Source organism: Microbacterium sp. NPDC091662 (assembly GCF_044756705.1).
Classification (GTDB): Bacteria; Actinomycetota; Actinomycetes; order Actinomycetales; family Microbacteriaceae; genus Microbacterium.
Genome location: NZ_JBIVTM010000002.1, coordinates 304,543 through 330,319 on the forward strand (window position 1 = coordinate 304,543; position 25,777 = coordinate 330,319).

At 68.4% G+C, this 25,777-nt stretch carries 28 protein-coding genes; 24 read left to right on the plus strand and 4 right to left on the minus strand.

Annotated features, from left to right (window positions below; translation table 11 throughout):
- Window positions 1-47: 47 nt before the first annotated feature.
- The 6 genes from ACIQLD_RS14725 to ACIQLD_RS14750 are packed head-to-tail and all read left to right on the plus strand — an operon-like array spanning window position 48 to window position 8,349.
- Window positions 48-1,013, plus strand: a complete 966-nt coding sequence (locus ACIQLD_RS14725; RefSeq protein ID WP_402610278.1) for an AAA family ATPase — start codon at window positions 48-50, stop codon at window positions 1,011-1,013.
- Window positions 1,010-2,380 (plus strand): DUF58 domain-containing protein, encoded by a 1,371-nt coding sequence (locus tag ACIQLD_RS14730; protein WP_402609083.1) that lies wholly within the window; start codon window positions 1,010-1,012, stop codon window positions 2,378-2,380. The genes ACIQLD_RS14725 and ACIQLD_RS14730 overlap by 4 nt, the downstream gene beginning before the upstream one ends.
- Complete coding sequence (locus ACIQLD_RS14735; RefSeq protein ID WP_402609085.1) at window positions 2,377-4,929, plus strand: transglutaminase domain-containing protein; 2,553 nt, start codon at window positions 2,377-2,379, stop codon at window positions 4,927-4,929. The genes ACIQLD_RS14730 and ACIQLD_RS14735 overlap by 4 nt, the downstream gene beginning before the upstream one ends.
- Entirely contained in the window at window positions 4,926-6,833 is a 1,908-nt protein-coding gene (locus ACIQLD_RS14740; protein WP_402609087.1) for a DUF5684 domain-containing protein, read from the plus strand. The genes ACIQLD_RS14735 and ACIQLD_RS14740 overlap by 4 nt, the downstream gene beginning before the upstream one ends.
- Window positions 6,830-7,657, plus strand: a complete 828-nt coding sequence (locus ACIQLD_RS14745) for a PP2C family protein-serine/threonine phosphatase (RefSeq protein ID WP_402609089.1) — start codon at window positions 6,830-6,832, stop codon at window positions 7,655-7,657. Before ACIQLD_RS14740 ends, ACIQLD_RS14745 begins: the two co-directional genes overlap by 4 nt.
- Window positions 7,654-8,349 carry a hypothetical protein gene (locus ACIQLD_RS14750; RefSeq protein WP_402609091.1) on the plus strand — a complete coding sequence of 232 codons (696 nt, stop codon included), beginning with the start codon at window positions 7,654-7,656 and terminating at the stop codon, window positions 8,347-8,349. The genes ACIQLD_RS14745 and ACIQLD_RS14750 overlap by 4 nt, the downstream gene beginning before the upstream one ends.
- A 168-nt stretch (window positions 8,350-8,517) precedes the next feature.
- On the opposite strand, the gene ACIQLD_RS14755 is transcribed toward ACIQLD_RS14750, so the two are convergent.
- Complete coding sequence (locus tag ACIQLD_RS14755; protein WP_402609093.1) at window positions 8,518-8,985, minus strand: hypothetical protein; 468 nt, start codon at window positions 8,983-8,985, stop codon at window positions 8,518-8,520.
- Window positions 8,986-9,268: 283 nt separating this feature from the next.
- Here ACIQLD_RS14755 and ACIQLD_RS14760 point away from each other — a divergent pair, with 283 nt between their 5' ends.
- Genes ACIQLD_RS14760 through ACIQLD_RS14780 form a run of 5 tightly spaced genes read left to right on the plus strand, consistent with a single transcriptional unit; the run spans window position 9,269 to window position 11,951 of the window.
- Window positions 9,269-10,018: a hypothetical protein gene (locus ACIQLD_RS14760; RefSeq protein ID WP_402609094.1), complete on the plus strand. Its 750-nt coding sequence runs from the start codon at window positions 9,269-9,271 to the stop codon at window positions 10,016-10,018.
- Window position 10,019: 1 nt separating this feature from the next.
- Window positions 10,020-10,337 carry a hypothetical protein gene (locus ACIQLD_RS14765; RefSeq protein ID WP_402609096.1) on the plus strand — a complete coding sequence of 106 codons (318 nt, stop codon included), beginning with the start codon at window positions 10,020-10,022 and terminating at the stop codon, window positions 10,335-10,337.
- Window positions 10,338-10,357: 20 nt separating this feature from the next.
- Window positions 10,358-11,053 carry a hypothetical protein gene (locus ACIQLD_RS14770; protein ID WP_402609098.1) on the plus strand — a complete coding sequence of 232 codons (696 nt, stop codon included), beginning with the start codon at window positions 10,358-10,360 and terminating at the stop codon, window positions 11,051-11,053.
- 17 nt (window positions 11,054-11,070) lie between these two features.
- Entirely contained in the window at window positions 11,071-11,478 is a 408-nt protein-coding gene (locus ACIQLD_RS14775; protein ID WP_402609100.1) for a hypothetical protein, read from the plus strand.
- Between the two features lie 41 nt (window positions 11,479-11,519).
- The gene (locus tag ACIQLD_RS14780) at window positions 11,520-11,951 is read left to right on the plus strand and encodes a hypothetical protein (RefSeq protein ID WP_402609102.1); all 432 of its coding nucleotides are present in this window, start codon (window positions 11,520-11,522) and stop codon (window positions 11,949-11,951) included.
- Between the two features lie 59 nt (window positions 11,952-12,010).
- Here the strand turns inward: ACIQLD_RS14780 and ACIQLD_RS14785 are convergent, their stop codons facing one another.
- The 3 genes from ACIQLD_RS14785 to eccD are packed head-to-tail and all read right to left on the minus strand — an operon-like array spanning window position 12,011 to window position 16,029.
- On the minus strand, window positions 12,011-13,339 hold the full coding sequence (locus tag ACIQLD_RS14785) for a S8 family serine peptidase (RefSeq protein ID WP_402609104.1): 1,329 nt from the start codon (window positions 13,337-13,339) through the stop codon (window positions 12,011-12,013).
- On the minus strand, window positions 13,339-14,691 hold the full coding sequence (gene eccB, locus ACIQLD_RS14790) for a type VII secretion protein EccB (protein WP_402609106.1): 1,353 nt from the start codon (window positions 14,689-14,691) through the stop codon (window positions 13,339-13,341). The genes ACIQLD_RS14785 and eccB overlap by 1 nt, the downstream gene beginning before the upstream one ends.
- Before the next feature lie 3 nt (window positions 14,692-14,694).
- Window positions 14,695-16,029: a type VII secretion integral membrane protein EccD gene (eccD, locus tag ACIQLD_RS14795; protein ID WP_402609108.1), complete on the minus strand. Its 1,335-nt coding sequence runs from the start codon at window positions 16,027-16,029 to the stop codon at window positions 14,695-14,697.
- Window positions 16,030-16,453: 424 nt separating this feature from the next.
- Between eccD and ACIQLD_RS14800 the strand changes: the two genes are divergently transcribed.
- The 13 genes from ACIQLD_RS14800 (at window position 16,454) to ACIQLD_RS14860 (ending at window position 25,726) form a co-directional block, all read left to right on the plus strand.
- On the plus strand, window positions 16,454-17,758 hold the full coding sequence (locus ACIQLD_RS14800) for a S8 family serine peptidase (RefSeq protein WP_402609110.1): 1,305 nt from the start codon (window positions 16,454-16,456) through the stop codon (window positions 17,756-17,758).
- Window positions 17,759-17,847: 89 nt separating this feature from the next.
- On the plus strand, window positions 17,848-18,234 hold the full coding sequence (locus ACIQLD_RS14805; protein ID WP_402609112.1) for a hypothetical protein: 387 nt from the start codon (window positions 17,848-17,850) through the stop codon (window positions 18,232-18,234).
- Window positions 18,235-18,497: 263 nt separating this feature from the next.
- Window positions 18,498-18,812: a WXG100 family type VII secretion target gene (locus tag ACIQLD_RS14810; protein ID WP_017831420.1), complete on the plus strand. Its 315-nt coding sequence runs from the start codon at window positions 18,498-18,500 to the stop codon at window positions 18,810-18,812.
- Between the two features lie 41 nt (window positions 18,813-18,853).
- Complete coding sequence (locus ACIQLD_RS14815; protein ID WP_017831421.1) at window positions 18,854-19,135, plus strand: WXG100 family type VII secretion target; 282 nt, start codon at window positions 18,854-18,856, stop codon at window positions 19,133-19,135.
- A gap of 124 nt (window positions 19,136-19,259) precedes the next feature.
- Window positions 19,260-19,688: a hypothetical protein gene (locus ACIQLD_RS14820; protein WP_402609114.1), complete on the plus strand. Its 429-nt coding sequence runs from the start codon at window positions 19,260-19,262 to the stop codon at window positions 19,686-19,688.
- A complete protein-coding gene (locus tag ACIQLD_RS14825) occupies window positions 19,688-21,031 on the plus strand; it encodes a S8 family peptidase (protein ID WP_402609116.1) in 1,344 nt (447 codons plus the stop codon). The genes ACIQLD_RS14820 and ACIQLD_RS14825 overlap by 1 nt, the downstream gene beginning before the upstream one ends.
- On the plus strand, window positions 21,021-22,409 hold the full coding sequence (locus tag ACIQLD_RS14830; RefSeq protein WP_402609118.1) for a hypothetical protein: 1,389 nt from the start codon (window positions 21,021-21,023) through the stop codon (window positions 22,407-22,409). Before ACIQLD_RS14825 ends, ACIQLD_RS14830 begins: the two co-directional genes overlap by 11 nt.
- Before the next feature lie 71 nt (window positions 22,410-22,480).
- On the plus strand, window positions 22,481-22,888 hold the full coding sequence (locus ACIQLD_RS14835) for a YbaB/EbfC family nucleoid-associated protein (protein WP_402609120.1): 408 nt from the start codon (window positions 22,481-22,483) through the stop codon (window positions 22,886-22,888).
- Window positions 22,888-23,178: a WXG100 family type VII secretion target gene (locus tag ACIQLD_RS14840; RefSeq protein WP_402609122.1), complete on the plus strand. Its 291-nt coding sequence runs from the start codon at window positions 22,888-22,890 to the stop codon at window positions 23,176-23,178. The genes ACIQLD_RS14835 and ACIQLD_RS14840 overlap by 1 nt, the downstream gene beginning before the upstream one ends.
- A gap of 28 nt (window positions 23,179-23,206) precedes the next feature.
- Window positions 23,207-23,536: a hypothetical protein gene (locus tag ACIQLD_RS14845; RefSeq protein ID WP_402609124.1), complete on the plus strand. Its 330-nt coding sequence runs from the start codon at window positions 23,207-23,209 to the stop codon at window positions 23,534-23,536.
- Window positions 23,533-25,104 (plus strand): hypothetical protein, encoded by a 1,572-nt coding sequence (locus ACIQLD_RS14850; protein WP_402609126.1) that lies wholly within the window; start codon window positions 23,533-23,535, stop codon window positions 25,102-25,104. Before ACIQLD_RS14845 ends, ACIQLD_RS14850 begins: the two co-directional genes overlap by 4 nt.
- On the plus strand, window positions 25,104-25,583 hold the full coding sequence (locus ACIQLD_RS14855) for a hypothetical protein (RefSeq protein ID WP_387181831.1): 480 nt from the start codon (window positions 25,104-25,106) through the stop codon (window positions 25,581-25,583). The genes ACIQLD_RS14850 and ACIQLD_RS14855 overlap by 1 nt, the downstream gene beginning before the upstream one ends.
- Window positions 25,580-25,726 carry a hypothetical protein gene (locus ACIQLD_RS14860; RefSeq protein ID WP_387181834.1) on the plus strand — a complete coding sequence of 49 codons (147 nt, stop codon included), beginning with the start codon at window positions 25,580-25,582 and terminating at the stop codon, window positions 25,724-25,726. Before ACIQLD_RS14855 ends, ACIQLD_RS14860 begins: the two co-directional genes overlap by 4 nt.
- The last annotated feature ends 51 nt before the right edge of the window (window positions 25,727-25,777 follow it).

Sequence of the window (25,777 nt, forward strand, 5' to 3'; positions counted from 1 at the left end):
CCCATGACGAATACTCTTGCCTTATGCCAGCCACCTCAGCCGCACCTGTGACCATCGCTCCCGAACAGGCGACCTGGTTCGCGGAGACGTTCTCGATCCTCACCGGCAACATCGAGCAGGCGATCCTCGGCAAGCGGCATGTGGTCGAGCTGGTGCTCGCCGCCGCCGTCAGCGGGGGACACGTGCTCCTGGAGGACTTCCCCGGCACCGGTAAGACGGCGCTCGCGCGCGCGGTCGGGCAGACGATAAACGGCACGAGCACCCGTATCCAGTTCACCCCCGACCTCCTCCCCGGCGACGTGACGGGCATCACCGTCTACGACCAGAAGGAAGGCGCCTTCGAGTTCCACGCGGGTCCCGTGTTCGCGAACATCGTGCTCGCTGACGAGATCAACCGCGCGAGTCCGAAGACCCAGTCCGCGCTGCTCGAGGTCATGGAAGAGGGCACCGTCACCGTCGACGGCGTGACCCGACCCGTCGGCGCGCCGTTCCTCGTGATGGCGACGCAGAACCCGATCGAACAGGGCGGCACCTACCGCCTGCCCGAGGCGCAGCTCGACCGTTTCATGATCAAGACGTCGATCGGCTACCCCGACGAGGCCGCGACCATGCGCATCCTGCAGGGTGCGGGGCGGCAGAAGCAGGTGCTGGACGGCATCGTCGGCACCGACACCATCCTGACGATGGGGGAGATGTCGCGCGGCGTGTACGTCAACCCGCTCGTCTCCGACTACATCATGCGCATCGTCGATGCGACCCGTCGCGCGTCCGAGGTGCGTCTCGGCGCCAGTGTCCGTGGCGCGCTCGCGCTCTCCCGCCTGGTCATGACGTGGGCCGCCAAGAACGGTCGTACATTCGCGACGCCGGACGACGTGCGCGAGCTCGCCGTAGTGGCGCTCGCTCACCGTCTCGTGCTCGAGCCCGAGGCCGAGTTCGACGGGGTGACGGCCGTGGCCGTGATCGGACAGATCCTTCTCGACGTCGAGCCGCCGCGCGAGAACGGCACTGCGTGAGCACCAGCTCCGAATCCCGCGTCACCCGCACCGCGGCACGCACGAGCACGTCGACGCGCACGAGCACCGTCACACGGTACGACACGACACGTCGCGGCCCCGTGCGCGGAGCGGTGTTCGGTGTGCGCCGTGCGGCCCGCAACACCGGACGCGCGGTCGGAGCGGCCGTGGCGTGGGTGCGCGAGACGGTCACCGCGGCGGGGATGCTGGTGGCTGTCGCCCTGGTGCTCGGCGTCGTGGCAGGGCTGCTCTTCGGGTGGGTCGAGGCCTGGGCCGTGGCAGCGATCGCCCTGGTGCTGCTGCTCGCCTGCATCCCCTTCATCCTGGGCGCCCACGACTACCGGATCGACCTCGCCCTCGATCGCGATCGCGTCGTCGCAGGAGCGGAGATCGGCGCCACCCTCGATGTGCGCAACAACGGAGTCCGCCTCTCGCTGCCCGGGATCGTCGACGTGCCGGTGGGGGAGGGGCTCGTCGAGGCGCACGTCCCGCTGCTGCGTCCGGGTGCCCACCACCGCGAACAGCTCACGATCGCCGCGCACCGCCGCGGCGTCATCGACGTAGGGCCCATGACGATCACCCGGGGCGACCCGATCGGCATCCTCCGCCGCGAGCTGCGCTGGCCCGACGTGCAGCGCATCCACGTGCATCCGGTGACCGTGCGCCTCCCGAGCACCAGCGCCGGACTGATCCGCGACCTCGAAGGCACGCCGAGCACGACGCTCGTCGATGCCGACCTCTCCTTCCACGCGGTGCGCGAGTACGTCGTCGGCGACTCCCAGCGGCACGTGCACTGGAAGTCCACCGCCAAGACCGGCAAGCTCATGGTGCGCCAGTACGAGGAATCGCGGCACGCGCGCATCGCCATCATCCTCGACCTCGACGCCGAGTCCTACGAGAGCGACGACGAGTTCGAGAACACCGTCAGTGCTGCGGCCTCCCTCGCGCTGCAGGGCGTGCGCGACGGTCGCGATGTGCTGTTCTCCGTGAGCAACGAGATCCCGGAGCAGAGCCGCTCCGAGGTGCTCTCGATCCGCACCCTGCCGACCGTGACGCCCAAGGCTCTGCTCGACGCCACCTCGACGATCGATCCGGCGGATCGCGTCATGCGGCTCGAAGCCGTCGCCGCCCTCACCGCGCAGTCGTATCCTGACCTGTCGATCGGCTTCCTGCTGACCGGCTCGCGGATGCCGCTCGAAAGGCTCCGTCATGCCGCGGTGAAGCTCCCGGCGGCTGTCGAAGCCGTGGCGGTGCGCAGCGAACTCGGCGAGCAGCCGACGATGCGCACGGCGCGAGAGCTCGCGGTGATGACGCTGGGTGCACTCGGTGACCTTCCGCAGATGCTCGCACGGGGAGCTCTCCGATGAATGCTGCGGGACAGAAGCGCGGTATCGCACGGTCGCGCCGCAGCGTCGTCCCGTCGGCGCTGACGCTCTGGTCGCTGGGATACGTGGTGGTCGGCGTGCTGCTCGCGACCGCCGCTGCCTGGCCCGTGTACGAATCGCCCCGCGCGCTGGTGGTCGGTTTCGTCGGCGGCATCCTCGGCATCGGCGTCGCCGTGGCGGCCCGTGCTCTGCGCTGGGGCACGCTCATCGCCGTGCTCGTCGCGGTCGGCGTATATCTGGTGGTCTCGGTGCCCCTCGCCATCCCGTCGGCGCTCTCCTCCGTCCCCGCGTTCCTCGGCGGTCTCCGCGACGCCGTGCTCGGAGTGGTCGTCGGCTGGAAGCAGATGCTGACGCTGAATCCGCCGTTGGGCGAGTACCAGGCCGTCCTCATCCCCTTCCTTGTCGTGATGCTGTTCGGCTCATTCCTCGCCGCCCTCCTCGTGCTCGAGTCCGGGCGACTCGCCACGATCGCCGTGCCCGTCGTGGCGGCGATGAGCATCTTCGGCATCGCCTTCGGCATCAGCGGCACCTCTTCGGCGGTCACCGTGATGGGGGTGAGTCTTCCCGCCCCGCGCGAATGGCTGATCGGTGTCGCGCTCTTCGTGTCCTCCGTGGTCTGGCTCGTCGGTCGCGCGCGGCTGCAGCGCGCGGAAGCCCTGCGTGCCGTGGCTGCGGCGAACATCTCGCGCCGCGCGACTCCGGCGTGGCTGACCGTGCGTCGCCACCTGCTCTCCGCCGCACTCGCCGTGGTCGCGCTCATCGCCGGCTTCGCGATCGCCCCGGCAGCGGCAGGCTGGTCCGACCGCTCCGTGCTCCGCGATGAGATCGAGCCCATGATCGTCGTGCAGCAGCAGCCCAGTCCGCTCAGCTCCTACCGTTCCTGGTTCGCCGGTGACACGCTCGATGAGACCGTTCTGCAGGTCGAGGGCGACACCGGTGCCCTCGACCGCATCCGTCTGGTCACCCTCGATTCCTACGACGGCGAGGACTTCCACATCGCGGCGGACGATCGCTTCAGCCGTCTGCCCCGCACCGCGCTCCCCGCGACGGGCCGCGTGACGCTCGGTGTGACGATCGGCGAGGCGTACCGAGGCATCTGGGTCCCATCGCCTGCCGGTCTCGCCGAGGCGCCCGACTTCTCCGGCGCCCGCGCCGATGAGCTCGCCGACGGGTTCCATGTGAACGCCGGCGGCGATACGGCGATCACGGTGGCCGAAGCGCCCGACGGCGGGGAGGGGCTCGTGCCGGGCGATCGTTACACGGTGCTCCTCGATGCTCCGGGGAAGCCGGCCGACGTGACCGCGCTCCAGGGTGGGGCATCGAACCTCGATACGGATCTCTATCCGGCGCTCGTCGAGTGGGCAGAGATGCAGGAGCAACCCCGTACCGGAGCCGGATACCTCGAGCTCATCGATCGCCTCCGCGACCGCGGATATCTCAGCCACGCGCTGCTCGACGACGATGCTGCTGCGGGCTGGATCGCGTCGCTCAAGGAAGCGGAGGGTTATGCCTTCGCTCCGAGCTACGCCGGACATTCGGCCGCCCGCATCGAGGAGCTGTTCACCGATCTGATCGAGCAGGAGCGGAGGGCGGGAGCGGATGCCGCGCCCGAGCTGCTCGTGTCGGCTGTCGGAGACGACGAGCAGTTCTCCGTGGCGGCCGCGCTCCTCGCCGGGCACTGGGGCCTCGAGTCGCGCGTCGTGCTCGGCGCGCGACTCGGCTCCGCGGAAGAGGTTCCGGGGATTCCTTCCTGCGCGGAGGTGTGCACCGGGGCCAACATGACCGCCTGGGTCGAAGTGCGCAGTTCGGGCGGCGAGTGGACTGCCGTCGACACGACGCCCCAGTACGCGATGCTGCCGAGCTCCATCACCGAAGGCGAGCAGCTTCCCGAGCACCCGACCGTACCCGAGCAGCCGCGCTCCGAGGCTCTCGATCCTCCGCAGGCGCAGAGCGACTCGAACAACGACGCGCCACCGCTCGAGGAGCCGCAGTCCGAGGTGCTGGCGATCCTGCTGCCGATCCTCTCCGGCATCGGCCTCAGCCTCCTCGCACTGGTGCTGCTCGCCCTTCCGTTCCTGGTGCTCCTGCTCGCGAAGCGACAGCGTGCCCGCGTGCGTCGCACGGCCGCGGACCCGGAGGTGCGCCTCGCCGGTGCTTGGGAGGAGCTCGCCGACGTGTATGCCGATCACGGGGTGGACATGGACCCGCGGGGTACTCGCACCCAGCGTGCGCAGTCGACCGACCGGCAGGCCGCCGAGCGACTGGCCGTGCTCGTCGATCGCGCCGTCTTCGCCGAGCATCCGCCCACGGATGACGACGCGACCGCAGCGTGGAAGATCGTCGATGCCGAACGGACGGAACTCGCGCACACCGGAAAGTGGTGGCACCGACTGATCATGCGCGTGCGACCGACATCGTTCATCGTGAGGGCGAGACCCGTCGGCGGGGCCCGCTTCTTCGGTGCCGGGCCCGTGCTCGGTACGCTCGGACTGACCGGTTCGCACGGCGACCGGAAGAAGGGGGACTCATGACCGCGCCCGCAGACAGCGGCCTCGCCACGGTGCTCGTCATCCTCGGCGGTCTCGGACTGCTCATCGGCATCGCCGTGTACGTCTGGTACGCGTTCGCCCTGTCACGCCTGTTCCCGCGCATCGACGGCGAGGGGTGGAAGGGGTGGGTGCCCGTTCTCAACGAGGCCGAGATCCTGGCACGAGGCGGCATCCCCGCGTGGTCGGTGGTGTTCTACTTCATCCCCCTGGTGCAGCTCTACGGTCTCTACCTGAAGATCGTCGCCACCCACCGCATCAACAAGCGCTTCGGCCGCGGTGCCGGCATGACCGTGCTCGCCATCCTGCTGCCGCCGGTGTGGGCGACCGTGCTCGCCTGGGGAGCGGCGCCGTATCCCGAGGGCGACCGTCTGGCGGCCCTTCAGCCCGGTCCGCGTCGCAGCACACCTCCGGCCGCCGCGCCCGCTCGGGATGCCTCGGGCTACACGATCCCCTCCCTGGCGCCATCCGGCAACGGCTCGGCGGATGCACCGGCGCTCGTCTTCCCCGATTACGCACCACCGCCCCGACCGGTCGGGGCGGAAGCCGCAGCGGTGGTACCGACCGGCCAGCCCGCGCCTGCGCCCACGCCGGCGCCGTCCGCCTGGGGGGCGCCGCCGCAGCCGCTGCAGCAGACCGCGGCGCAGCCGCCGGCCGCAGATGCTCCTGTGCGGTCGTTCGCGCCGCCGCCCGTGCAGCCGCCGGCTCCGCAGCCGCCGGCACCGCAGCCGCCGGCTCCGCAGCCGCCAGTTGCTTTCGAGCAGGTCGCCCCGATCGGGCCGCCGGAGTCCGCACCGCTCCCGTCTGCGTCGGCGGACGCACATCCGCCGACGGGGATCATGGCCGCCATGGGTGGTGTCCCTGCGGAGCCTCGCGTCCCGCAGCCTGCTGCTCCCGGGGCTGAGCCTGCCGCTCCCGGAGTTCCGGCTGCCGCCCACGAGGTCCAGGCCCCGCAGCCCCCGGCACCGCCGCTGTTCATCGAGGTCCCTTCCGCCCATCCGTCGACGTCGGTGTTCGAGCCGATCCCGCGACCGGCACCGGCCGCCGAGGTCGAGCCGGTCGGTACCGTCGAGCCGGTCGGTGCCGTCGAGTTGGTCGCTCCCGTCGAGCCGACTGCTCCCGAAGACGCCATCGACTCGCCGCAGCGCGTCGTGCGCTCGGTTCCTCCGTCGTTCCGGGATGGGGGGATCCAGGATGCTGAACGCCAGGCACCGACGATCCGCCCGGCTCCCGACCTGTCCGTCGGCACCTCGCCCGCCGCCGATCCCGTGGCGTCGATGCTCGCTCCCGAGCAGCCGATCGCCCCGGCGGCACCGATCACCCCGGCGGCACCGATCCCCCCGGCTGCCCCGGCGGCACCGATCACCCCGGCGGCACCGATCACCCCGGCTGCCCCGGCGGCACCCGCTGTCGTTGTCCCCCCTGTCGCCGTCCCCCCTGTCCCCGTCTCGCCCGTCGCGGCGCCCGGCGGGCTGACTCCCGAGGTCGACGAGACGGTCGTCACGCCGCGTCCGACGGATGACGATCTCGACGCCACCGTCGTGGTCGCCCGCAAGCGCGGCGTACGACGCGTGCTCGTGCTAGACGACGGCCGGCGATTCTCCCTCTCGGGCGCGAGCGTCGTGATCGGGCGCAACCCGGTCGGCGATCCCGGCGAGCAGCGTCTGGCGATCTCCGACACCACCCGCACGCTGTCGAAGACGCACGCCCGTCTCGTCGTGCAGGAGGACGAGTGGCGCCTCACAGACCTGCACGCCACGAACGGTGTCGTGGTGGTCGCCGATGACGGCGCGGAGATGCTCCTCGACCCGGGCGAGAGCGTCATCGGCACGGGGCGCTTCATCCTGGGCGAGGTCGGCATGCATGTCGTCGCGGAGCGCGATTCGTGACGGTCTCCTCGGTCGTCCTCAACGTCGCGTCGCTGACCGACACCGGACTCAAGCGCACGGCGAATGAGGACTCGGTGCTGGATGCATCGCCGGTCTTCGTCGTGGCCGATGGCATGGGCGGGCACGAGGCCGGTGACAGAGCGAGCGCGGCCGTCGTCGCGGCATTCGAGCCGCTGCGGGGGCGGGCGGTGGAGATCGATGACGTGCGTGATGCGCTGAGTCGTGCGGCGGCGGTCGTCGAGGACATCGCGGCCGAGCACAAGCGCGGAGCGGGCAGCACGGTCACGGGCGTCGCGCTGCTGGAACATGAGGGCACGCCGCACTGGCTCGTCTTCAACGTCGGCGATTCCCGTGTCTACCGCCACCACGGCAACGAGCTCGTGCAGCTGACGATCGATCACTCACTGGGACAGGAGCTCGTCGACGCGGGTGAGCTCCGGGCAGAGGACCTCGCGTCGTTCTCGCAGCGCAACGTGATCACGCGCGCCATCGGGGCCCCCGACAGCACGGCGGACAGCTGGCTGCTGCCCGTCGTCGACGGCGAGCGTCTGCTGTTGTGCTCCGACGGTCTGAGCGGCGAAGTCAGCGACGAGGCGATCCGTGCCACGTTGACGATGAACGGACGGCCGGAGACGGCGGCCACGGCGCTGGTGCGCCGCGCGCTCCAGGCGGGAGGTCGCGACAACGTCTCGGTCGTCGTGATCGACGTCGTCTCCGGCGGCGCCCGCACGCGTCCCGACGACAGCACGGGCGGTCGGATCGCGGCGTCCGCGCTCACCGATTCGATGCTCGAAGGCACGACCATCCCGGTGCGGGCACGATGAGCGACGACGAGACCGAGGAGACGATCATCCTCACCCGTCGCGACCGACGGCGTGCCGGCACGATCTCGGATGCCGCGGAGGCGGAGTCGCCCGAGGACGCGGACGAGGCCACGATCGTAGTGAATCGCGCGAAGACCGCGCCGGAAGACGTGTCGGATGCCGCGCCCGCGCCCGCAGCGTCGCCCGACAGCTCCGACAGTTCGGACAGTTCCGGAGCGCCGGAACCGTCGGAAGACGTCGAAGCGCCCGAGGAGGAGGGCGAGGCGGATCCACTCGACGAGGCCACCGTCGTCGTCGACCGCTCGGCCGTGCCGAAGACCGACGCCGCCGACGAGTCCACGGTCGTCGTCTCCCGACCGGCCCGTCGTCTGCGGCGCAAGCGCGTCGCCGATGCGGGGAGCGATCCCTCGTCGTCGCACGAGACGACCGCTGCCCGGCGCGTCGATTCGTTCGCAGCGCCCACCGACGGCCCGGCTCCGGCGATCTACAAGCCCCGCCCGGCCCCGCTCGTCCCCGTCGCTCCGCCGGTCGTGGTCGGGGCCGCTGCACCCACCCGCGTCGAGGACCCGGAGCTTCCGTCCGTCGCGAAGCAGGGACAGCGCTGGAGTCTCCTCACGCTCGTCGCCGCTGCCGGTGCGTGCGTCGTGTCGGTCGCCGGTCTCGTGGCACTCGGGTTCGTCGTCTTCGGCTGACCGGTGTTCGGACACGACGGGTTCGTGTTCGCCGGTTCGGTCACCGGTTCGCCCGCACAACGTCCCACCGGCGACTGACTCTCCGGACCATCGGCGTCGGAGTCTCGACGGTCAGTCGAACCGACCGGCCTCGGCTCCGCGTCATCTCGCGGCGCCGATCCTGAGGTTTCAGAGCCGACGCTCTCCGACGGGTCGCTGTGCGTCGAGAGGGCCAGAGAGTGAGCGCGTTTTCCAGTTCAGGATCAGGAGGGTCTCCAGCGCGACGGAGAGGATAACGGCGTACAGCAGAAGCCCGATCCACCCGTCGAGACCGGCGGCGGTCATCGCGGAGAAGACCATGGCGAAGACGACGATCAACCCGGCGAGGGCGATGAGCCGATCAGCGGCGGCGCTGCCCTCTGTGTGACCACCGCGTCGGGCGAGGACGAAAGACCGAACAGCCGCGACGGCGAAGGTGACCGTGAGGAGGAGGTTGCTCGGCAGGGAGACCATGCCGGCCGCCGGGGTCCGCTTCCACAGATCGAGGGTCATCAGCACTCCGATGGCGCTGACCACTGCGAGGACGATCGCGACGACTCCGCGAACGCGGGCAGAACGGCGCACGCCGTCAGGTGTGGAAGCGGGGGCAGCGGTCATTCGATTCCTCTCAGCCGCGGCGTATGGAGCATCAGCTCGTCGTGAACTTCGGCCACCCGGTGGCCTTGCCCGCGACTCACCATCTTCGACGTCCTTTTCACCGTATCCGATCGATGGACAGCGCTCCAGCGGGATCCGACGTATCGAAGAAGGGACTCACGGGTTCGTCGTCTTCGGCTAGATGCGCGGGAGAAGGGCGCCGGATATCTTCGGCTGATGAGCCTTCATCGGAGCGCGGCTGTCGCGTAGGGTGGGCGGGAATGGCCTTGAGGGGGGAACGTCCATGAGCGACGATGCAGAGCGGTTCTATGAGCTGCGCGATGAAGTCGACCGCGAAGCGAAGATGTACGCGGAAGCGGCTGACGGCGCCTTGCCGGATTCCTTCACAGACGAGTCGGGTCTGATCACGGCTCGACTCGATGAGCAGGGTCTGCTGTCCTTCGACATCGCTGATCGCTGGCGCGACGGAATCGAGGCTTCGGCGCTCGGAGACCGGATCGTCGCGACGTTCCAGGCGCTCAATGCGGCCAGGATCGAGGCGTGGGCGACCAACGTCGGCGACGCCTCCGAGAAGGAGCATCGAGCTTCTCCGATTCCTTCGACGCAGGACTCGGTGGCCGCCAAGCTGCAGGAGGCGCTTCTGGCGCAGCCCGACAGCACTCCGGCGGTGGAGCAGGCGCTAGAGAACATGCTCGCGTTCCTCGACGACGTCTCCGCCAACCTCGACGAGACCTTCGCGGGCGCCCTCAGCCGGGGACGACAGACCGAGGAAGTCGCACCGCTCTCGCGCCACCTCACCGTCGAACTCGCTGCTGGCGGCCAGCTCGTCGCGGTCTCGATGTCGCCGAACTGGGTCGCAGGCTCATCGGGAGCGCAGATCTCCCGCGAGCTCAACGACACTCTGCGCGAAGCGTTCGACAAGACCGCGTCCGCGCGTGAGGCCGGTCCGCTGGACGGAAGCCCGCTCGAGAAGTACGGCCGCTACATCGACGATCCTGACGCCTTCGTGGCGTTCATCACGGGGAGGGAATGACATGGATCCGGAGATCGCACTCAGTTTCGAGGCGCTGACGAAAGATGCATCGATTTGGGACGAGGCGTCTGACACGCTCCAGTCGAGCGCGAACGACCTCTCGGGGATCGAGGTGAACCGCGGAGCCTTCTCGTTCGCGGCGATCGACCTCGCCGACACGTATGCGGAGCTGCACACGCGCGTGCAGCAGCTTCTCTCCGACGGCGCGAGTCGGACGAGCGAGGGTGCCGACGCGCTGCGCGCCGTCCGCGATGATTTCGAGCGGTACGAGGACATCACCCAATCCGAGCTCTATCGGATCTGGCAGCCGGCAGTCTGAGCGAAGGCGAGACAAGACAGATGAACCCCATCATTGACCGAGTCCTCGAGCTGCTCGAGAAGATTCAGCAGAAGCTCGACGAGATCGTGCGCCTCATCAACGCAGTGCTGCGCACCATCCCGGTCTATCTGAGCTGGATCGCGGACCGCGTGAAGGACGCGTGGGACACGACCATGCAGAAGATCCAGGAGATGTGGGACTGGCTGGCCGACAAGCTGAGCTACGTCGGCAATCCCTTCGTCCTCAACGGCGCCGCCGATGGATGGAAGAAGATGGGCGGGAAGGTGTCGCGCATCAACGACACGATCGTCGACGCGAATCTGTCTGTGGATGATCGGTGGGCAGGACGCGCCGCGGACCAGTATCAGCAGTCGCTGGAGCCGCAGCGGCGCGCCAACACGTCGATCATGTCCGACTACGCCGAGAACATCGGCAACGCCATGAGCGGCCTGGCCGTGGCCATCACGGTGTTCTGGGGTGCGGTCGCCGTCGCGATCATCACACTGCTCGGTGCGCTGGCCGGTGCCGCCGTCGCCACGGGTACGATCATCGGTCTGCCCGCAGTGCCCGTGCTGGTGGGAATCGGCATCGCGGGCTTCCTGGTCGCTGCGGGTGCCGGTGTTGCGATCCTCTTCGTGTCGGCAGGTCAGGCGCGGACGACGATGACGTCCACCACGGCGGGCATCACCACCTGGCCGTCGATCGCAACGGCATGATGAGTGCAGCTGTGCCCGTGGCACGGCCCCGGATCCCCGCGGTCGTCTCACTCGTCGTCGGTGTGATCGCCGCGGTCGTGGCGATCATCTCCCTCGCGAACGCTCCCGCTGACGGTGCTCTGCTCGGCGGCGGGCTGATTGCGGCGGTCGTCGCCGTCATCGCTTTCCTCTTCACCGGCTACGGATTCCAGCTCGCTCGATCCGCTTCGGCACGCCTTCCTGCTTCGGGCCCGCTGATGCTGCTCGCCTTCCTCGCGATGATCATCGGCGTGATCGGCAGCATGGGAGCGTTCATTCTCAGCTCCGCGGTCGCCAGTCAGAACGGGGTCGCGGTGGCGATCATCGTGTTGCTGCTGGCAGTCGTCGTGACGATCGCCGGTTTCCGTCTCGTGCGGGTCGCTCGCCAGGGCGGCGGGTCGAACTGACCGGAGCAACCGGCCTGCTGAGTGAAGGTGACACAAGACAGATGAGCCCGCGTTCCCAGGCACGGCCGAGAATTCCCGCGATCACCTCGCTCGTGGTGGGTGTCGTCGTCTCGATCATGGCTATCGCCTCCCTTGCCGGTGCAGCCGCCGATGGTGCTCTTCTCGGCGTCGGGTTGGTGGCTGCCGCCGTCGCTGCTGCTGCCTTCTTGCTCGCCCGCTGCGGATTTCGGCTTGCCACGCCGGTACCGGGGAAGGAAGTCGGCGTGGGCACGGCGATGTGGCTGGTGGCGATCGTCTTCTTCGTCGGTGTGATCGGCAGTATGGCAGCGTTCGTGATCAGCTCCGCTATGACCAGCCAGGGTGGGGCCGGTACCGCGCTCATCCTTCTTCTGCTGTCGGGGATTCTGACGGTCGCCGGCGCCCGGGTCTTGGGGATCGCGGCTGCCCGGCGTCGAGCGGTCGAAAGCAGCTGACGACAGCTCGTCGGAGTCCACCGGACGGTAAGGCTCTCGACGGGTCCCTTCGGGTCGTGTCAGTCGAACTGACCGGCGGCGTCGCCCGGCTCATCCCGTTCGAGGAGTCCGCCTGAGCGCTCCGATGCCGCGGGATCCTCCGCGGGGACATCCTTGCGTCGCCGCAGCACGATGAGGATGCCGAGCACGCCGAGCAGGCTTGCCCCACCGATCGCTGCGAACAGCGTGGCCTCGCGGGTGCGGGCGAACGGTGACGCACCGTGGTCGGGGTCGACGGTCGCCACGGGCGGGCGCACCGCGCTGTCGGCCGTGTCGAAGAAGGGGCTGACGGGCCCTCGGGTGGTGGCGTCGGGCAGGAGCTGGATGGCGGCGGAGGGCTGGATGAATCCCCACCCGTTCACGTCGTCGCGGTTGTCGGCATCTGCGCGGAGGGCGGTCGCGGTGAGGCGGTAGGCCCAGCCGGCGGGAGGGTCTTCCGGGTGCGCTTCAGCGACCAGCGCAGCGGCGGCGCTCACATATCCGGTCGCGAAGCTCGACGCCGGGGCGTCGGAGGCGAAGAGGCAGTCGCCGCCACCGGTCGCGGACGTGAGCACGTTGCTTCCAGGAGCCGTGACGCCGACCTGCGGACCGTGGATCGAGGCGTCCGTGGCGAGGCCGTTCGCGTCGGCGGCACTGACCCCGAGCACCTGCTCGTAGGCGGCGGGGTAGCGGGGTCCGTCTTCGGCCTCGGTGTCGGATGCTCTGTTGCCCCCGCTCGCCACGACCAGTGCTCCGACCGCCGCGGCGTGCTCCACGGCGGCGCGGAGGTCGTCGGAGTTCGATGCCTGTGACATCGAGACGTTGATGATGTCGGCACCGTTGTCGGCAGCCCAGTGGATGCCGTCGGCGATGCGCTGAGAGGTGGGGCCGAACCCCTTGTCGACATCCTGCGGCGAATCGCTGCGGAAGACCCGCACCGACAGCAGGCGGGCGTCGGGGGCGAGCCCGACCACGCCGGACCCGGCGACCGGCTGCCCGGCGATCTGGCCGGCGATGGCCGTTCCGTGTCCGGCGATGTCGCTCATCCCGTCACCGCGTTCGCCGTCGCCGACGAGGTCGATGCCACCGACGACCACTCCTACGAGGTGAGGGTTGCCGGCATCGATCCCTGAATCGACGACCGCGACGACGACGCCCGCACCGGTGGCGAGGCGGTTCGCGTCTTCGGCGCCGAGCGCGGCGAGTGCGGCAGGAGCCTCGGGTGTGAACACGACGTTTCCGGGCTCGCAGGCACCGGTCGCCGCCGAGACGATGGAGGCGGGAGCGGAGGTCGATGCCAGAGCGGAGGCGGGGGCGCCGAACACGGCTGCGCCCAGAACGAGGGTCGCGAGGGCGGCGCGTCGACGCATCACTTCGTCCCGGATCCGGGCGATTCTCTCGCGGCCTCGGAGGTCAGGGCCGGTCCCGCGGCGAAGAACTCGATCCATGCGTTCGAGACACGTCCGATGTCGGCGGGGGAGTAGCCGAGCTGGGCGATGGCGTCGCTCGCGGCCTCCTCGGCATCCGGCTCGACGACCGCCCCGGGGATCGCGTACGCGGTGCCCGACTCGTCGACCAGCACAGCCATGCCGACGGCATCGTCTGACGCGCCGCGCACCTGTACGAGGGCGCCGCCGCCGACGGCGACGTCGACGCGGCCCCGCTCTTCCGGCAGCTCGGAGGATGTTGAGCCGAGCACCGTGCGAGCGTCGTCGCCGAGGACGGCGCAGGGGGTCTCGCCCGACGCGAGAGTCTTCAGGGGCTGGGTCGGCCAGTCGTCGCCACCCGCGTTCGGAACGGTCGGCACGTTGGCGACCTCGGCGGGAGAGACCTCTTCCTCCGTACCGGCTTCCGCTCCGCTGCCGAGCAGGTACAGCTGGTAGGCGAGCGGGCTGAGACGCGCGAGCTCCCCTGTGGCGAGGGCCACGTAGCGCTCGTCGGCCGGGCTGCCCTGCACGTGCACGATCGTGCCGGCTGTCAGGTCGGTGCCGGGAACGGAGGCGCCGACGGCGTTGAGACGGATCGGCTCGAGGTCGGCACCGGCGTCGAAGAGGTTCAGCCACCGGCCGTCGACCTCGTACACCTCGCTGGTGCCGAGCCCCACTGCACGCAGCACGGCGTTCGCGTCATCGGCGGGCACGGCGTGACGGAGACCGTCGGCGATCACGAAGAGCTCGTCTCCGCGCTGCACCACAGTGCCGGTGCCGTTCGAGACGTCGGCGATCGGGTCGTTCGACAGTGACACGGCGGTGCCGGCAGAGTCGTCGACGCACGCGGTCCACGACGAGTTGATGAGAGCGCTCGGCGCGGGCAGGTCGTCGGGGGCGCCGAGGATGCCGATCGAGCTTCCGACGGGGATGCCGTCGAGTGCCGACTGATCGGTGCGCACGACCTTGAACTCCCCGGCCGGTATCAGCAGGTGGGCGCTGGCGGTGTTGATCACCGGATACAGGGTGCCCTCGACCGAGACGTAGCGCGCCCCGGTGTCGGTGGCGATGATCAGACGGTTGTTCTGCCAGTCGCCGGGAAGGCCGGGCTGCATGATGCCCCAGAACACTCCGACCAGGATGACGCCGACGGTGAGGGCGACGCCGGCGACCACGGCGCGCAGCGGCTTCGCCGGGTCGAGTTCCTTGCCTCCGGGGGCTCCGCCGGTGAAGGCGGAGAGGAGACGTCGTCTGCTGAAGCCCTGGGCTTCGATCAGATCTTTCTTGGTCGCCATCGGTCAGACGAGCCCCGCCGTGATGACGCCGAGGGGCAGCAGCAGCGCGAGAGCGACGATCTCGACCGTGTCGCCCAGACGCGTGAGCCGCAGACGCGCCTTGGGCGTGAGCAGGGTGAGACCGACCAGGATCACGGTCGCCACGGCCAGGATGAGCAGCATCCAGGTGCGCACATCCGGCAGGGCGAGGGCGACGGTCACACCGGTCGCGGCCAGGCCGATCGCCCCGATCGCCATCAGCACGAGCACACCGAGGCGGGCGTGGATCTGGCGCGACTGGAACATCATCCCGACGAAGGCGAGCACGCACAGCACGGCGCCGAAGACCCCGCTGGCCGCGACGAGCGGTGTGGCGATCAGCGCGGCGAGTCCCAGCGCGGCGCGCAGCGCGATCAGGGTGCGGGTGCCGGCGGCGGCTCGGCGCTTGACCTCGTCGGCGTCGATCGGCACGGGTGCGGAGAACATCTCGGCATCGCTCTGCGGCGAGATCACCCGGATGCGGGTGGAGCTGAGTGCGAGCCACGGGATGCCGTTCGCGAGCAGGGCTGTGGTCGCGAGCATGATGGCGTAGGGCGCGAGCGGGTCGCCGAAGACGGCTGCGGCCGTGGCCGTGATCCCGATCGAGGCGCCGAGCGCGATGGGGACGAGGTGGATCTCGGGCTTGTCCTGAGTGACGGCGAGTCCGAGTCCGCCGACGATGACGAGGCCGAGGCCCATGGCGGCGAGGGGCCAGCCCCAGATGCTCTGCGTGGGTACAGCGAGGTAGCCGGCGAGTCCGCCATAGGCCGCAGCGGTCAGCCCGAGTGCGTGTCCGGCTTCGGGCTGGTGCAGGCGCATGAGGACGGCGGCGGCGACGCTGAGCACCACGGCACCGGAACCGGCGATGATCGCGGGAATCAGCGAGGTCGGGGGTGTGGCCACGAGGAGCAGTGCACAGAGGGAGAGGAACGTGAGGCCGACGAAGAGCGCCGTGCGCGAGCTGTCGGCGGGCGTCCACGAGCCGTGCTGCTCGGCCGTGGCGTCGATGACGGCTTCGACGACGTCGTCGTAGATGCGGGGCTCGTGCATGAGTCCGCCGCGCACCAGGGTCAGCAGCTCGCCGTCGTGCACGCCCTGGGCGGCAGCACCACGAGCAGGGTCGAGGGCGGTGCCGTCGGCGCGCTGCAGCGCGTATCCGCCGTGGGTGAGAGTCGGGTCGAGCACGCCGAGACTGCGGGCGAATCCCGGGATGATCTCGACGAGCGGAACCTGCGACGGTACGCCGACATCGAGCCGTCGGTCGTCGCTGACGACGGAAAGCCGCAGCACGGTACCTGCCGCTGCGCTGCTCTGAGTCATGGAACGATGCCCCCTCCATGGTGTGCAGCCGGACGGAGGAGATCCGGTGGCTGCGCATTCCGCCTTTCACACTAGTTGAGGTGCACGACAGCACGCAGCCGCGGAGAGGATCGATTTCTCCATCGAAGTCACGAATCTCGACGCGGATCCGCACGGGGGAGGACTGGATCCCGCCTCGTTTCACTCGCGAGGGACCCACATCGCCGGCCGCAGGCGGTGACAGCATTCTGGTGATTCACCCCGATCTGGCTTAGCCTGCATGCTGAAACAGATTCGTGGGGGGTTGTTTCGAAGACGTTCCGTCCGGGACGTGCTCCCTGCATGTGTGTCCGCATGCGGACCGGAGGGAGCGGATCATGGTCGTGGTGCCGGGATGGCGGAACGAGGCCCTGCGGGGCGTGGCCTCGTCACGGGACGAGTGCTGATGGCGCGCGCGTCGAGTCTGCTCGCGGCGGCGCTGGGGGCCGTGGTGGTGGGGTTGGTTGCTGTCGTACCGTCGGCGGCTGTTGCCGGCACGGCGGAGTCAGGGCTGTGGTGGTTCGACCGGGGCAACATTCAGGCTGCGCATGATGCGGGTTTCGATGGGGCCGGGGTGAAGGTCGCGGTGATCGATAGTCAGATCAATCCCGACGTGGTCGGTCTCCGTGGGGCCGATGTGACGGTGCGCGAGCCGTCGTATTGTTTTGATGCTTCTGGCACTCCGTATCCGACGGTGTCGACCGACTATGTTGCGGCGTCTCATGCGACGCGGGTCGCGTCGATGATCGTGGGAACGGGACAGGCTCCGCCCGGCGGTGCCCCGGTGAAGGGCGTTGCGCCGGGCGTGGAGTTACTGTTCTACACCGCTCCCGTGATGGATGGTGTCGTCGATGAAGACGGCGATGATGCCGAGTGTCTGCAGCAGGACGGCACCCCTTTCGCGGAGGACGGTCGGGAAGGGCTGGACCATGCGATCTCGGATGCGGTAGCCGACGGGGCGGATATCATCTCCATCTCTTCCATCGGCACCGACGCCTCGAAGGGCATCGCGGAAGCGTACGCCAACGACGTGGTGGTGGTCGCCGGGATGGGCAACGAAGATGGGATCGAGGTGCTGCCGGCCGCATTGAACGGTGTGGTTGCTGTGCAGGCCTTCGGCGAGGACGGCAAGATCCAGAACGGTCAGTACGGGAAACCGAACGTGAGCGACTACGTGGTGACGGCCGGACCGGGGATCGGCCTGTTGTTGCAGGGCGCGTCGGATTCGTGGGATGCGCAATCGCTCGGGTCGGGGACATCCTTTGCGACGCCGATCGTGGCGGGGATGCTGGCGGTCGTGAAGCAGAAGTATCCCGAGGCGACGGCGGGGCAGCTGATCCAGAGCCTGATCCACAACACGGGCACGAAGGGCGAGCACGAACCGGAATGGAACCCGGGTACCGGGTACGGGGCGGTATCCCTCACGGGCATGCTGGCTGTCGACCCGACGAAGTATCCCGATGTCAATCCGATCTTCGACGCGGACGATCCGAACGCCTCGCCGTCTCAACGGGCGGTCGATGAGGCGAAGGCAGCGCTCGGCGAGGGCGACTCGACGGCGAGCCCGACCGCTGAGCCGGGCGCGGTGGAGCCGCCGTCTGGAGCTTCCGTGATGGCGCCGTGGATGATCGGCGGCGGGGTAGTGCTCGTGCTGCTGGTCATCGGTGGCATCGTTCTCGCCATCGTCCTCGCGAGACGCACGCGACGGTGAGGTGGCGGACGACGGCGGCCTTCCTCGCAACAGCGCTGACGGTCCTGATGCTTGCCGGGTGCGCTCCCGGAGCTGCGACGGCACTCACCGTGACTTATGCGGTGGACGGCGAAGAGCGGACACTGACGCTCACGCCCGACCAGATCACCTGCGATGCGGACAGTGTGCACGGGCTGGCGATCTCGAATGATCCGCAAGGGCGATTCTCTATCCGGCTCGACGGCGACCATCGCGGCTCCGTCGGTGCCGGAAGCGATGAGGGTATGGTGCTCTTCGAAGCGGCCGAATTCGATCTCTCGGGATCAGACGCCGTGCTCACCATCGGAGAGTCCAAGGGTGAGGTGTCCGTCGTCGAGGGATGGCTGCCTGGTGACGATGTGAACGTCACGGCCGATGATGCCGAGCGGTATCCGGCGTCGCTGTCGGGCTCGATCACCTGTGACGGTGCCATCACCGTGCCCACTCCGGCGCCCTGAATGCTGCGCTCGGCAGGGCGCGGCAACGAGCGCGTGGGCTGCGCGTGCAGAGACACCGCACACACCACAGCACTCGTTCGGTCCGATTTCTCCATCGAAGGCACAAATATCGGCGCGGATCCGTCTTCGCTTGTGGTGATTCGTTGCGATCTGTTCTACCCTGGCTCCTGAAACAGATTCGTGGGGGGTTGTTTCGAAGTCGTCCCAGATCAGGGATGCGCTCCCCCGCACGTGTGTCCTTAATGGACCGGAGGGAGTGAGTAATGGCTGATGTCATCTCCGCAGAAGAAGGGGCTCTGCGTCGCGGAGCCCAGGCGGTGCGGGAGACCAAGACCGGGATCGACCAGCAGACCAAGAAGGTCCGCAGTGAGATCGAGCAGCTGCGTGGATTCTGGACGGGTGCGGCTGCCGCGTCGTTCACCACGCTCATGTCGCGTTGGGACGAGCAGGCTCGTCAGCTCAACGAGGTTCTCGTGACGCTCGAAGATGCCCTCGCCGGCACCGAGCGTGACCAGGCCGCGACCGAAGAAGCGCACCAGCAGACCATCTCGGGCCTCGGCTCGATGATGGGTTCCTGAGCGTAGACCACAGAGATTTCAAGGAGAACATGATGCAGTCAATGTCAGTTCGCCCGGAGCAGGTCAACGCTCTGGCAGCGCAGATCCGCAGCGGGTCGCAGGGTATTCGTTCCGAGCTCGACCGTCTCGAGTCCGAGGTCGGCAAGCTGCGGGCTTCCTGGGACGGTGCCGCACAGCAGGCATACGACCAGGCGCAGGCCAAGTGGAACCGTTCGCTGAGTGAGATGCAGCAGCTGCTCACGCAGATCGCGGGCAAGACCGAGGAGATCTCGGGCCAGTACGTGCAGACCGACAAGTCGGCTGCCGGGCGGTTCGGGGCCTGACCCGTGGCGCGGGTCCGTCGCAGAGATGCGTCGGACCCGCGCCGTCTGCTGTGCTTTTCGGTGAGTGACCGGACGGTACAGCAGATGTCACGGGATTCGCCGTTGTAAACAAGGAGGGGCGTCGATGGCTATCGCAGTCGACTTCGATGGAGTTTTCGCCGAGCTGAAGCGACTTCTGCGCGAACTGCAGGAGTTCCCGAGCCCGGCTGAGGTGGGTGTCGCCGAGGGCGACGTGTCGGAGACGACGCGCGAGTTTCACGCGGCCGTGTCTCGCGCCGCCCGCGAGATGGGGTCCGCGACCGAACGTGCCCTTGAGAAGCTGCAGAACACGCACGACACCATTCGGGCGGCGGTCATGCAGATCGCGGAGCAGGACGCGGCGCTCGCTGACGAGACGAAGCTGATCGTGTCGCTCCTGGATTCGGCCGTCGAACAGGCGGGTTCGCCCGCAGCGACCGGTACGGCGACGGGCGCGAGTGGCGGGTCCGCGAGCGGAGAGCGAGGCGATATCGACAGCTCCACCGACCAGCCCAAGAAGGACGTCGACTTCTGATGAGACGTGCGCATCGTGGATTCGCAGCGCTCGCCGGGGTGGCAGGGCTCGCGGTCGCGGTTATGGTGCCGTCGGCGGCTGTTGCCGGCACGGCGGAGTCGGGGCTGTGGTGGTTCGACCGGGGGAACATTCAAGCTGCGCATGATGCGGGGTTCGACGGGTCGGGTGTGAAGGTGGCGGTGATCGACAGTCAGATCAATCCGGATGTGATCGGTCTCCGCGGGGCCGATGTGAAAGTGCGCGAGCCGTCGTATTGCTTTGATGCTTCTGGTACTCCGTATCCGACGGTGTCGACTGACTATGTAGCGGCGTCTCATGCCACGAATGTCGTGTCGATGATCGTGGGGACGGGCGAGGCTCCGGCCGGGGGCGCTCCGGTGAAGGGGGTGGCCCCCGGCGTGGAGCTGCTGTTCTACAACTCCGGTGGCGTGCTGGACGGGGTCGTCGATGATGAGGGCGTGGATGCCGAGTGCTTGCAGGAGGACGGCACCAAGCTCGCCGAGGATGGTCGGTTCGGCCTCGACCACGCGATCTCGGATGCCGTGGCGGATGGCGCGGACATCATCTCCATCTCCAGCGCTGGAGGCACCGACGTGTCCAAGGGCGTTGCGGAGGCGTACGCGAATGACGTGGTGGTGGTCGCCGGAATGGCGAATGACGATGGGATCGAGGTGCTGCCGGCCGCGTTGAACGGTGTGGTGGCTGTGCAGGCATTCGGTGAGGACGGCAAGATCCAGAACGGGCAGTACGGGAAGCCCAACGTGAGCGACTACGTGGTGACGGCGGGGCCGGGGATTAGCTTGTTGTTGCAGGGCACCTCGGATTCGTGGGATGCGCAGGAGCTCGGGTCAGGGACATCGTTTGCGACGCCGATCGTGGCGGGGATGCTCGCCGTGGTGAAGCAGAAGTACCCCGAAGCCACGGCAGGGCAGTTGATCCAGAGTCTGATCCACAACACGGGCACCAAGGGCGAGCACGAACCGACGTGGGACGACGCCGCCGGGTACGGGGCGGCGTCTCTCACGGGGATGCTGGCTGTCGACCCGTCCAAGTATCCCGATGTGAATCCGATCTTCGATGCCGATGATCCCAACGCCTCGCCGTCTCAGCGGATGGTGGATGAGGCCAAGGCGGCGCTCGGCGAGGGCGACTCGACGGCGAGCCCGACCACCGAACCCGGTGCGGCCGAGCCGCCGACCGGGGCTTCCGCGATGGCGCCGTGGCTCATCGGCGGCGGAGTCGTTCTCGTGCTGCTGGTCATCGGCGGCATCATCCTTGCGATCGTGTTGACACGATCCTCACGACGAAAGACCACCGAACAAGGGGGGAACCATGGCCGGTAAGCAGGGCGGCGGCTACGAGGCAGAGCTGAACCGCATTCGTGTACTTTCGGATTCGATCATCCCGAAAACATCAGCGCTGCTCAATGCGCTGTATTCGCTGGATCGCGCACTATCGACCGTCCGGATCTCCGAGTCATGGAAGGGCAGTACCGCAGAGGCCGCCACCGCTGACATCGACGAGATTCGCCGGAAGTTCAGCAAGGTCCGCGACATCGTCGGCACCATCGATTCCGCCATCGGTGAAGGCAACCAAGCACGGCGCACTGCTGCCTCAGCAGAACTTCCCTCCGCGTCGATCGACCCCTTCTGGGCGAATGCGGCCAAGGGTGCTTCTTTCGTCATCCATCCCGTCCTCGGACCGCTCGCGGCCGATTCCGCACTCGACGCGATCGGTGACTTCCTCGGGAATCAGCGTGAGGAAGCGGCGCGCCAGGCTGTCGAGAAAGTGGAGAACGCGCTGATCGAGCCCACGAAGAAGCTCCAGGAGGCATCCGACGAGCTTCGAAAGCAGACCTACATCAGGTCGGACGACGACGACGACATCGACGACGGGCCCATCGGGGGCCCCCAGATCGCTGCCCCGAGAATTAACTCGCCGGGTGTCGGCGGTGGTCCCTCGGGCTACACACCTGGTGTCGGCGGATACCAGCCGCCCACCGGTGGCGTCGGTGAGTACCAGCCGCCGGTCCCGACGTCCCCCACGGCACCGACTCTTCCCGGCGGACCGGGGACTGGGGGGTGGCATCCGGTGGATCCGGGCGGCGATGGCCCCGTTCTCCCCGGCGGCAAGGATCCTTCGGTCGACTCTCCCGGTGGCGGCGTGCTGCCCGGACTCCCCGGTGGATCCGGTGGCGGCGCGGGAACCGGTGGCGGCTACCCCGTCGGCCCTGGTGGCGGACTGCTTCCCGGCGGTAACACGGGCGGTGGAGGCCTCGGCGGTATCGTCGGTGGCGGCGCGGGTGCGGCAGCGATCGCTGCGAGCTCGAAGATCGCGGGCTTCGGCAGCATGGGCGGCCTCGGCGGCTCGGGTCTCGGCGCGGCATCCGGTGCCGGTCTCAAGGCGGGCGGCGGGTTGCTCGGCAACTCCGCACTCGGCGGCGCGGGCGGTGTCGGCGGTGCCGCGGGTACGGGCGGCGTCGGTGGTGCAGGCGGTGTCGGTGGTGCAGGTGCGGCAGGCACCGGTTCCTCGGGCGCAGCCGGTGCGGGTGGTCGTCCCGGCATGGGCATGATGGGCGGCGCCGGTGGCGCTGACGAGGAGGAGAAGGCCAAGCGGTCAGGCCTCGGTGGTCCCATCGCTCCGAAGCTCGAAGATGACGAAGAGGTCGGTCCCCGCGCCAAGGGCGCGAGGGCTGGATCCCGCGACGAGCCCACCACCTGACACATTGACGCGATCGGGGGGCCGCGGGTGAAGAAAGCAGAGCTCATTCGAGCCGACCGGAGAGGAACGCAATGTCGGGGGACGATGACCTTCTGGCGTCGATGGAGGCATTGAACGCGAAGATCGATGCGCAGATCGCGCAGTCTCGTGTGCGAGCAGACGAGTCTGCGCGCGTAGCCGCCGAGGCGACTCAGGTGACGGCGACGGTGACATCGCCGGACGGGAGGGTCACCGTGGTGGCGCAGCCGACCGGTGGAATCACCGCGGTGCGGCTCTCGAGCGCGGCGGCCGACGACGCCGTGGCGCTCGGAGCGGTGATCACGGCGACCATCGCCAAGGCGCAGCGTGCCGCGGCCGACGTCGTGCTGGAATCGATGGCGCAGACGCTCGGCGCTGACTCCGGCCTGGTCGATGCGGTGCGACGCGACGTCGACGCCGCGTTCCCGGCGCCCGGCGACAACTCTCTGGGATACCGCTGATGGCGGCGCTCGAGGTCAATCCTTCGCGTCTCGCAGCGGCCGCGCGATCGATCGGAGACGCCTCCGTGAACATCGATGCCGCGCTGGAGCAGCTGCTGGCGGTTGCTGGTGTGCTCAGGGACTCCTGGTCGGGGGATGCGCAGTCGGCATTCGACTCCGCGCACGGGCGCTTCGATCAGTCGATGCGGGAACGCGCGGCGCTTGTCGACGCCATCGCGACGACACTTGGCGATCTCGGAACCTCGTACTCGGAAGCCGACCTCGCGGGCCAGCGCGCCCTCGGCGGCTGAGACCCTCGACCCGGCAGAGAGGACAGCCATGACAGCGGCAGCGAATCAGCAGATCATCATCGATCCCGAAGTTCTTCAGGCGCACGTGCGCGCGCTCGCGGATGCGGCAGACACGCTTCGTGCCGCCGCGGCCAACGCTGGCAGCGGCGTGGGAGTCGACGCGTTCGGCGCCATGTGCGGACCGTTGCTCGGCCCCGCCGTCTCGGGGCTCGCGGACGCCTCGCGGTCGACGCTCGTGACCGCGAGTGCGCTGTCCGCCATGACCTCCGCGGCATTGCAGGCCACTGCCGGTCAGTTCAGCGAGATCGAGGAGACAGCGGTGACGACGTTCCGCGCCATCGAGGGGCTGGCGCTGTGACGGCAGTCGCTGCTGTCAGCGGTCAGGTGCGATCCGGCTCCTGGGCTGCCGGCGCTGCGGGATACACCTCCGCCCAGGCGGACTGCGCCAGCATCCCTGGCGTCGCGGGGCTTCTCATCCAGTACATCGCCCCGCTCCGGGAATGGTTCGATGACCTGCTCGGCGACCCGGGCACCGTCGGCGCTTTCGCCGCACGCTGGGAGGACTCCGAACGTGTGCTCGGGTCTGTGCTGACTGCGCTGCGCGGAGCCGAGCGCACGCTCGTCGACTTCGATGGCCGCATGATCCGAGCCCTGCGTGAGCGCTTCACCGACCTCATCTCCGTCGCCGAAGACGGAGTGCAGTGGACGGGCGCGACCGCGAGCGCCGTCCGCATGGTCTCGCAGATCATCGAGTCGACCCGGGTGCTGATCTGCGACTTCCTGGGACGCCTCAGCCGGTTCGCCGATGACCTCTTCGGGTTCTCCCTGAACCCGATGTCGAAGTTGCAGGACATCGAGCGCTTCGCGACGTCGGCCTCCGAGTTCATCACGGTCGGCGGGGCGCTCGTGAAGAGTCTGATCAGCGCCGTCGTGTCGCTCGCGCAGCTGTTGTACAAGCTCGCTCCGCTCATCGGCGACGCGCTTCAGCAGATGCGTGGTGTGATCGCCGACATGATGCCGATCGTCGGGGTGCTGTTCGGCGGCCCGCTCGGAGTGCTCGGCGGGAACGTGCTGGACGACTTCCTCGATACGGATGTCGACATGCGGGAGATCGATCCGGATGACCTCTCCACAGAGCAGCGCATCGCATGGAATGAGGCGCACAAGGTCACCTCACTCAACTCACTTTCTGATCTCGTGGACGTCAACACGTGGACAGACGCGATGGGTGGCCAGGACTCGACAGTCATCGACATCAAACAGGTGCTGGCGCCGGATGGTACGACGCACTGGGTGGTGTCTTTGCCATCGACGCAGCCGTGGGAGTTCGATGGACCTCATGGTGCGATGAACGACCGTGACAGCAACCTCGCACTGATGATGGACAACCCGATCTTCCGGGGACAGTACGAGCGTGCCGTCATGCAGGCGATGAAGGAGGCGGGTATCCCGGCGGGGGCGGATGTCGTGCTCACGGGCTTCAGCCAGGGCGGCATCATGGCGGTCAATCTCGCTGCCGATCCGACCTTCCCCTACAAGCCGATCGGGGTGGTGACCAATGGCTCGCCCGTCGACAACTTCGCGGTGCCGCCGCACATCCCCGTGTACGCCTTCCAGCATGCATCGGACATCGTGCCGATGACCGATGGAAGCACGGTCGCGCTTCCCGGGCTTCCCGGCCTCGCACCGTTCGATGTGCCGAACTCGCCGATCACCGTCCTCCCGGCGAATATGCATCAGATCACGCTCCCCGATCCTCCCGGGAAACATCTTTTCGACGCGCACAGTAATCCCTTCTACGCCGAATCGGTCGCGGAGTGGGAGCGACAGTACCGAGCGGGTAATGACGGTGAAGACCCGTGGAATCTGGCGGGACTCGGCGGACAGGTCATCGATCATCAGGTGTATTCGGGAGTGGAGCACTGATGCATCGGATCGCTCACCTGAAACGGCACGGTATCCGCCTCGGAGCGGGGTTGCTTGGCGTCGCACTGTTGATGTCGGTCACCGGATGCTCGTTGATCGCGGGCGACTTGGCGGAGGACGAGGTCGAGGAGATTCCCGCGGCGTTGCTGGCGTCCGACATCGGCGTCACCGAAGCCTTCGCGGTGAAAGCGACGAACGGACTCTCCTTCGACCTCTGGGTCGGCGTGGATCTCGACGATGCCGAGCTGACAGACGAGGAGCTTGCCTCGATTCTGCAGATCGTCGTGGACGAGAACGACCTTCCGACGGACAGCATCAGGTTCGGTGTCGATGATGTCGACGGTGTCGGCATAGATGTGGAATCGATGATGGAGCGCGTCGTCCCGGGAGTGGTCGAGGTCTCCTCATCGTCGATCGTGTGGATCACGATGGACGGGGCGCGCGAAATCATCGATGCCGTGGGGTCGGAGCAGTCGTGACGCGCAATCCTCTTTATGCGGACTCCGTCTCCGCATCGGAAGAGCAGTACCGATCGAGCAACGACGGTGAAGACCCGTGGAACCTGGCGGAACTCGGCGGACAGGTCATCGATCATCAGGTGTATTCGGGAGTGGAGCACTGATGTGCCGGCCCTCGCGCCCGCACGGTCCGCGCCGCAACCTTGCCGCGGTGT

Excerpts from the sequence above, each read along its gene's own strand:
- ACIQLD_RS14760 (WP_402609094.1), top strand. The coding sequence starts at position 9,269 with ATGAGCGACGATGCAGAGCGGTTCTATGAGCTGCGCGATGAAGTCGAC.
- eccB (WP_402609106.1), bottom strand. The coding sequence starts at position 14,691 with ATGGCGACCAAGAAAGATCTGATCGAAGCCCAGGGCTTCAGCAGACGA.
- ACIQLD_RS14740 (WP_402609087.1), top strand. The coding sequence starts at position 4,926 with ATGACCGCGCCCGCAGACAGCGGCCTCGCCACGGTGCTCGTCATCCTC.
- ACIQLD_RS14825 (WP_402609116.1), top strand. The coding sequence starts at position 19,688 with ATGAGACGTGCGCATCGTGGATTCGCAGCGCTCGCCGGGGTGGCAGGG.
- ACIQLD_RS14770 (WP_402609098.1), top strand. The coding sequence starts at position 10,358 with ATGAACCCCATCATTGACCGAGTCCTCGAGCTGCTCGAGAAGATTCAG.
- ACIQLD_RS14765 (WP_402609096.1), top strand. The coding sequence starts at position 10,020 with ATGGATCCGGAGATCGCACTCAGTTTCGAGGCGCTGACGAAAGATGCA.
- ACIQLD_RS14735 (WP_402609085.1), top strand. The coding sequence starts at position 2,377 with ATGAATGCTGCGGGACAGAAGCGCGGTATCGCACGGTCGCGCCGCAGC.
- ACIQLD_RS14855 (WP_387181831.1), top strand. The coding sequence starts at position 25,104 with ATGCATCGGATCGCTCACCTGAAACGGCACGGTATCCGCCTCGGAGCG.
- ACIQLD_RS14785 (WP_402609104.1), bottom strand. The coding sequence starts at position 13,339 with ATGCGTCGACGCGCCGCCCTCGCGACCCTCGTTCTGGGCGCAGCCGTG.
- ACIQLD_RS14750 (WP_402609091.1), top strand. The coding sequence starts at position 7,654 with ATGAGCGACGACGAGACCGAGGAGACGATCATCCTCACCCGTCGCGAC.
- ACIQLD_RS14755 (WP_402609093.1), bottom strand. The coding sequence starts at position 8,985 with ATGACCGCTGCCCCCGCTTCCACACCTGACGGCGTGCGCCGTTCTGCC.
- ACIQLD_RS14840 (WP_402609122.1), top strand. The coding sequence starts at position 22,888 with ATGGCGGCGCTCGAGGTCAATCCTTCGCGTCTCGCAGCGGCCGCGCGA.
- ACIQLD_RS14820 (WP_402609114.1), top strand. The coding sequence starts at position 19,260 with ATGGCTATCGCAGTCGACTTCGATGGAGTTTTCGCCGAGCTGAAGCGA.
- ACIQLD_RS14810 (WP_017831420.1), top strand. The coding sequence starts at position 18,498 with ATGGCTGATGTCATCTCCGCAGAAGAAGGGGCTCTGCGTCGCGGAGCC.
- ACIQLD_RS14800 (WP_402609110.1), top strand. The coding sequence starts at position 16,454 with ATGGCGCGCGCGTCGAGTCTGCTCGCGGCGGCGCTGGGGGCCGTGGTG.
- ACIQLD_RS14815 (WP_017831421.1), top strand. The coding sequence starts at position 18,854 with ATGTCAGTTCGCCCGGAGCAGGTCAACGCTCTGGCAGCGCAGATCCGC.
- ACIQLD_RS14780 (WP_402609102.1), top strand. The coding sequence starts at position 11,520 with ATGAGCCCGCGTTCCCAGGCACGGCCGAGAATTCCCGCGATCACCTCG.
- ACIQLD_RS14835 (WP_402609120.1), top strand. The coding sequence starts at position 22,481 with ATGTCGGGGGACGATGACCTTCTGGCGTCGATGGAGGCATTGAACGCG.
- ACIQLD_RS14845 (WP_402609124.1), top strand. The coding sequence starts at position 23,207 with ATGACAGCGGCAGCGAATCAGCAGATCATCATCGATCCCGAAGTTCTT.
- eccD (WP_402609108.1), bottom strand. The coding sequence starts at position 16,029 with ATGACTCAGAGCAGCGCAGCGGCAGGTACCGTGCTGCGGCTTTCCGTC.
- ACIQLD_RS14830 (WP_402609118.1), top strand. The coding sequence starts at position 21,021 with ATGGCCGGTAAGCAGGGCGGCGGCTACGAGGCAGAGCTGAACCGCATT.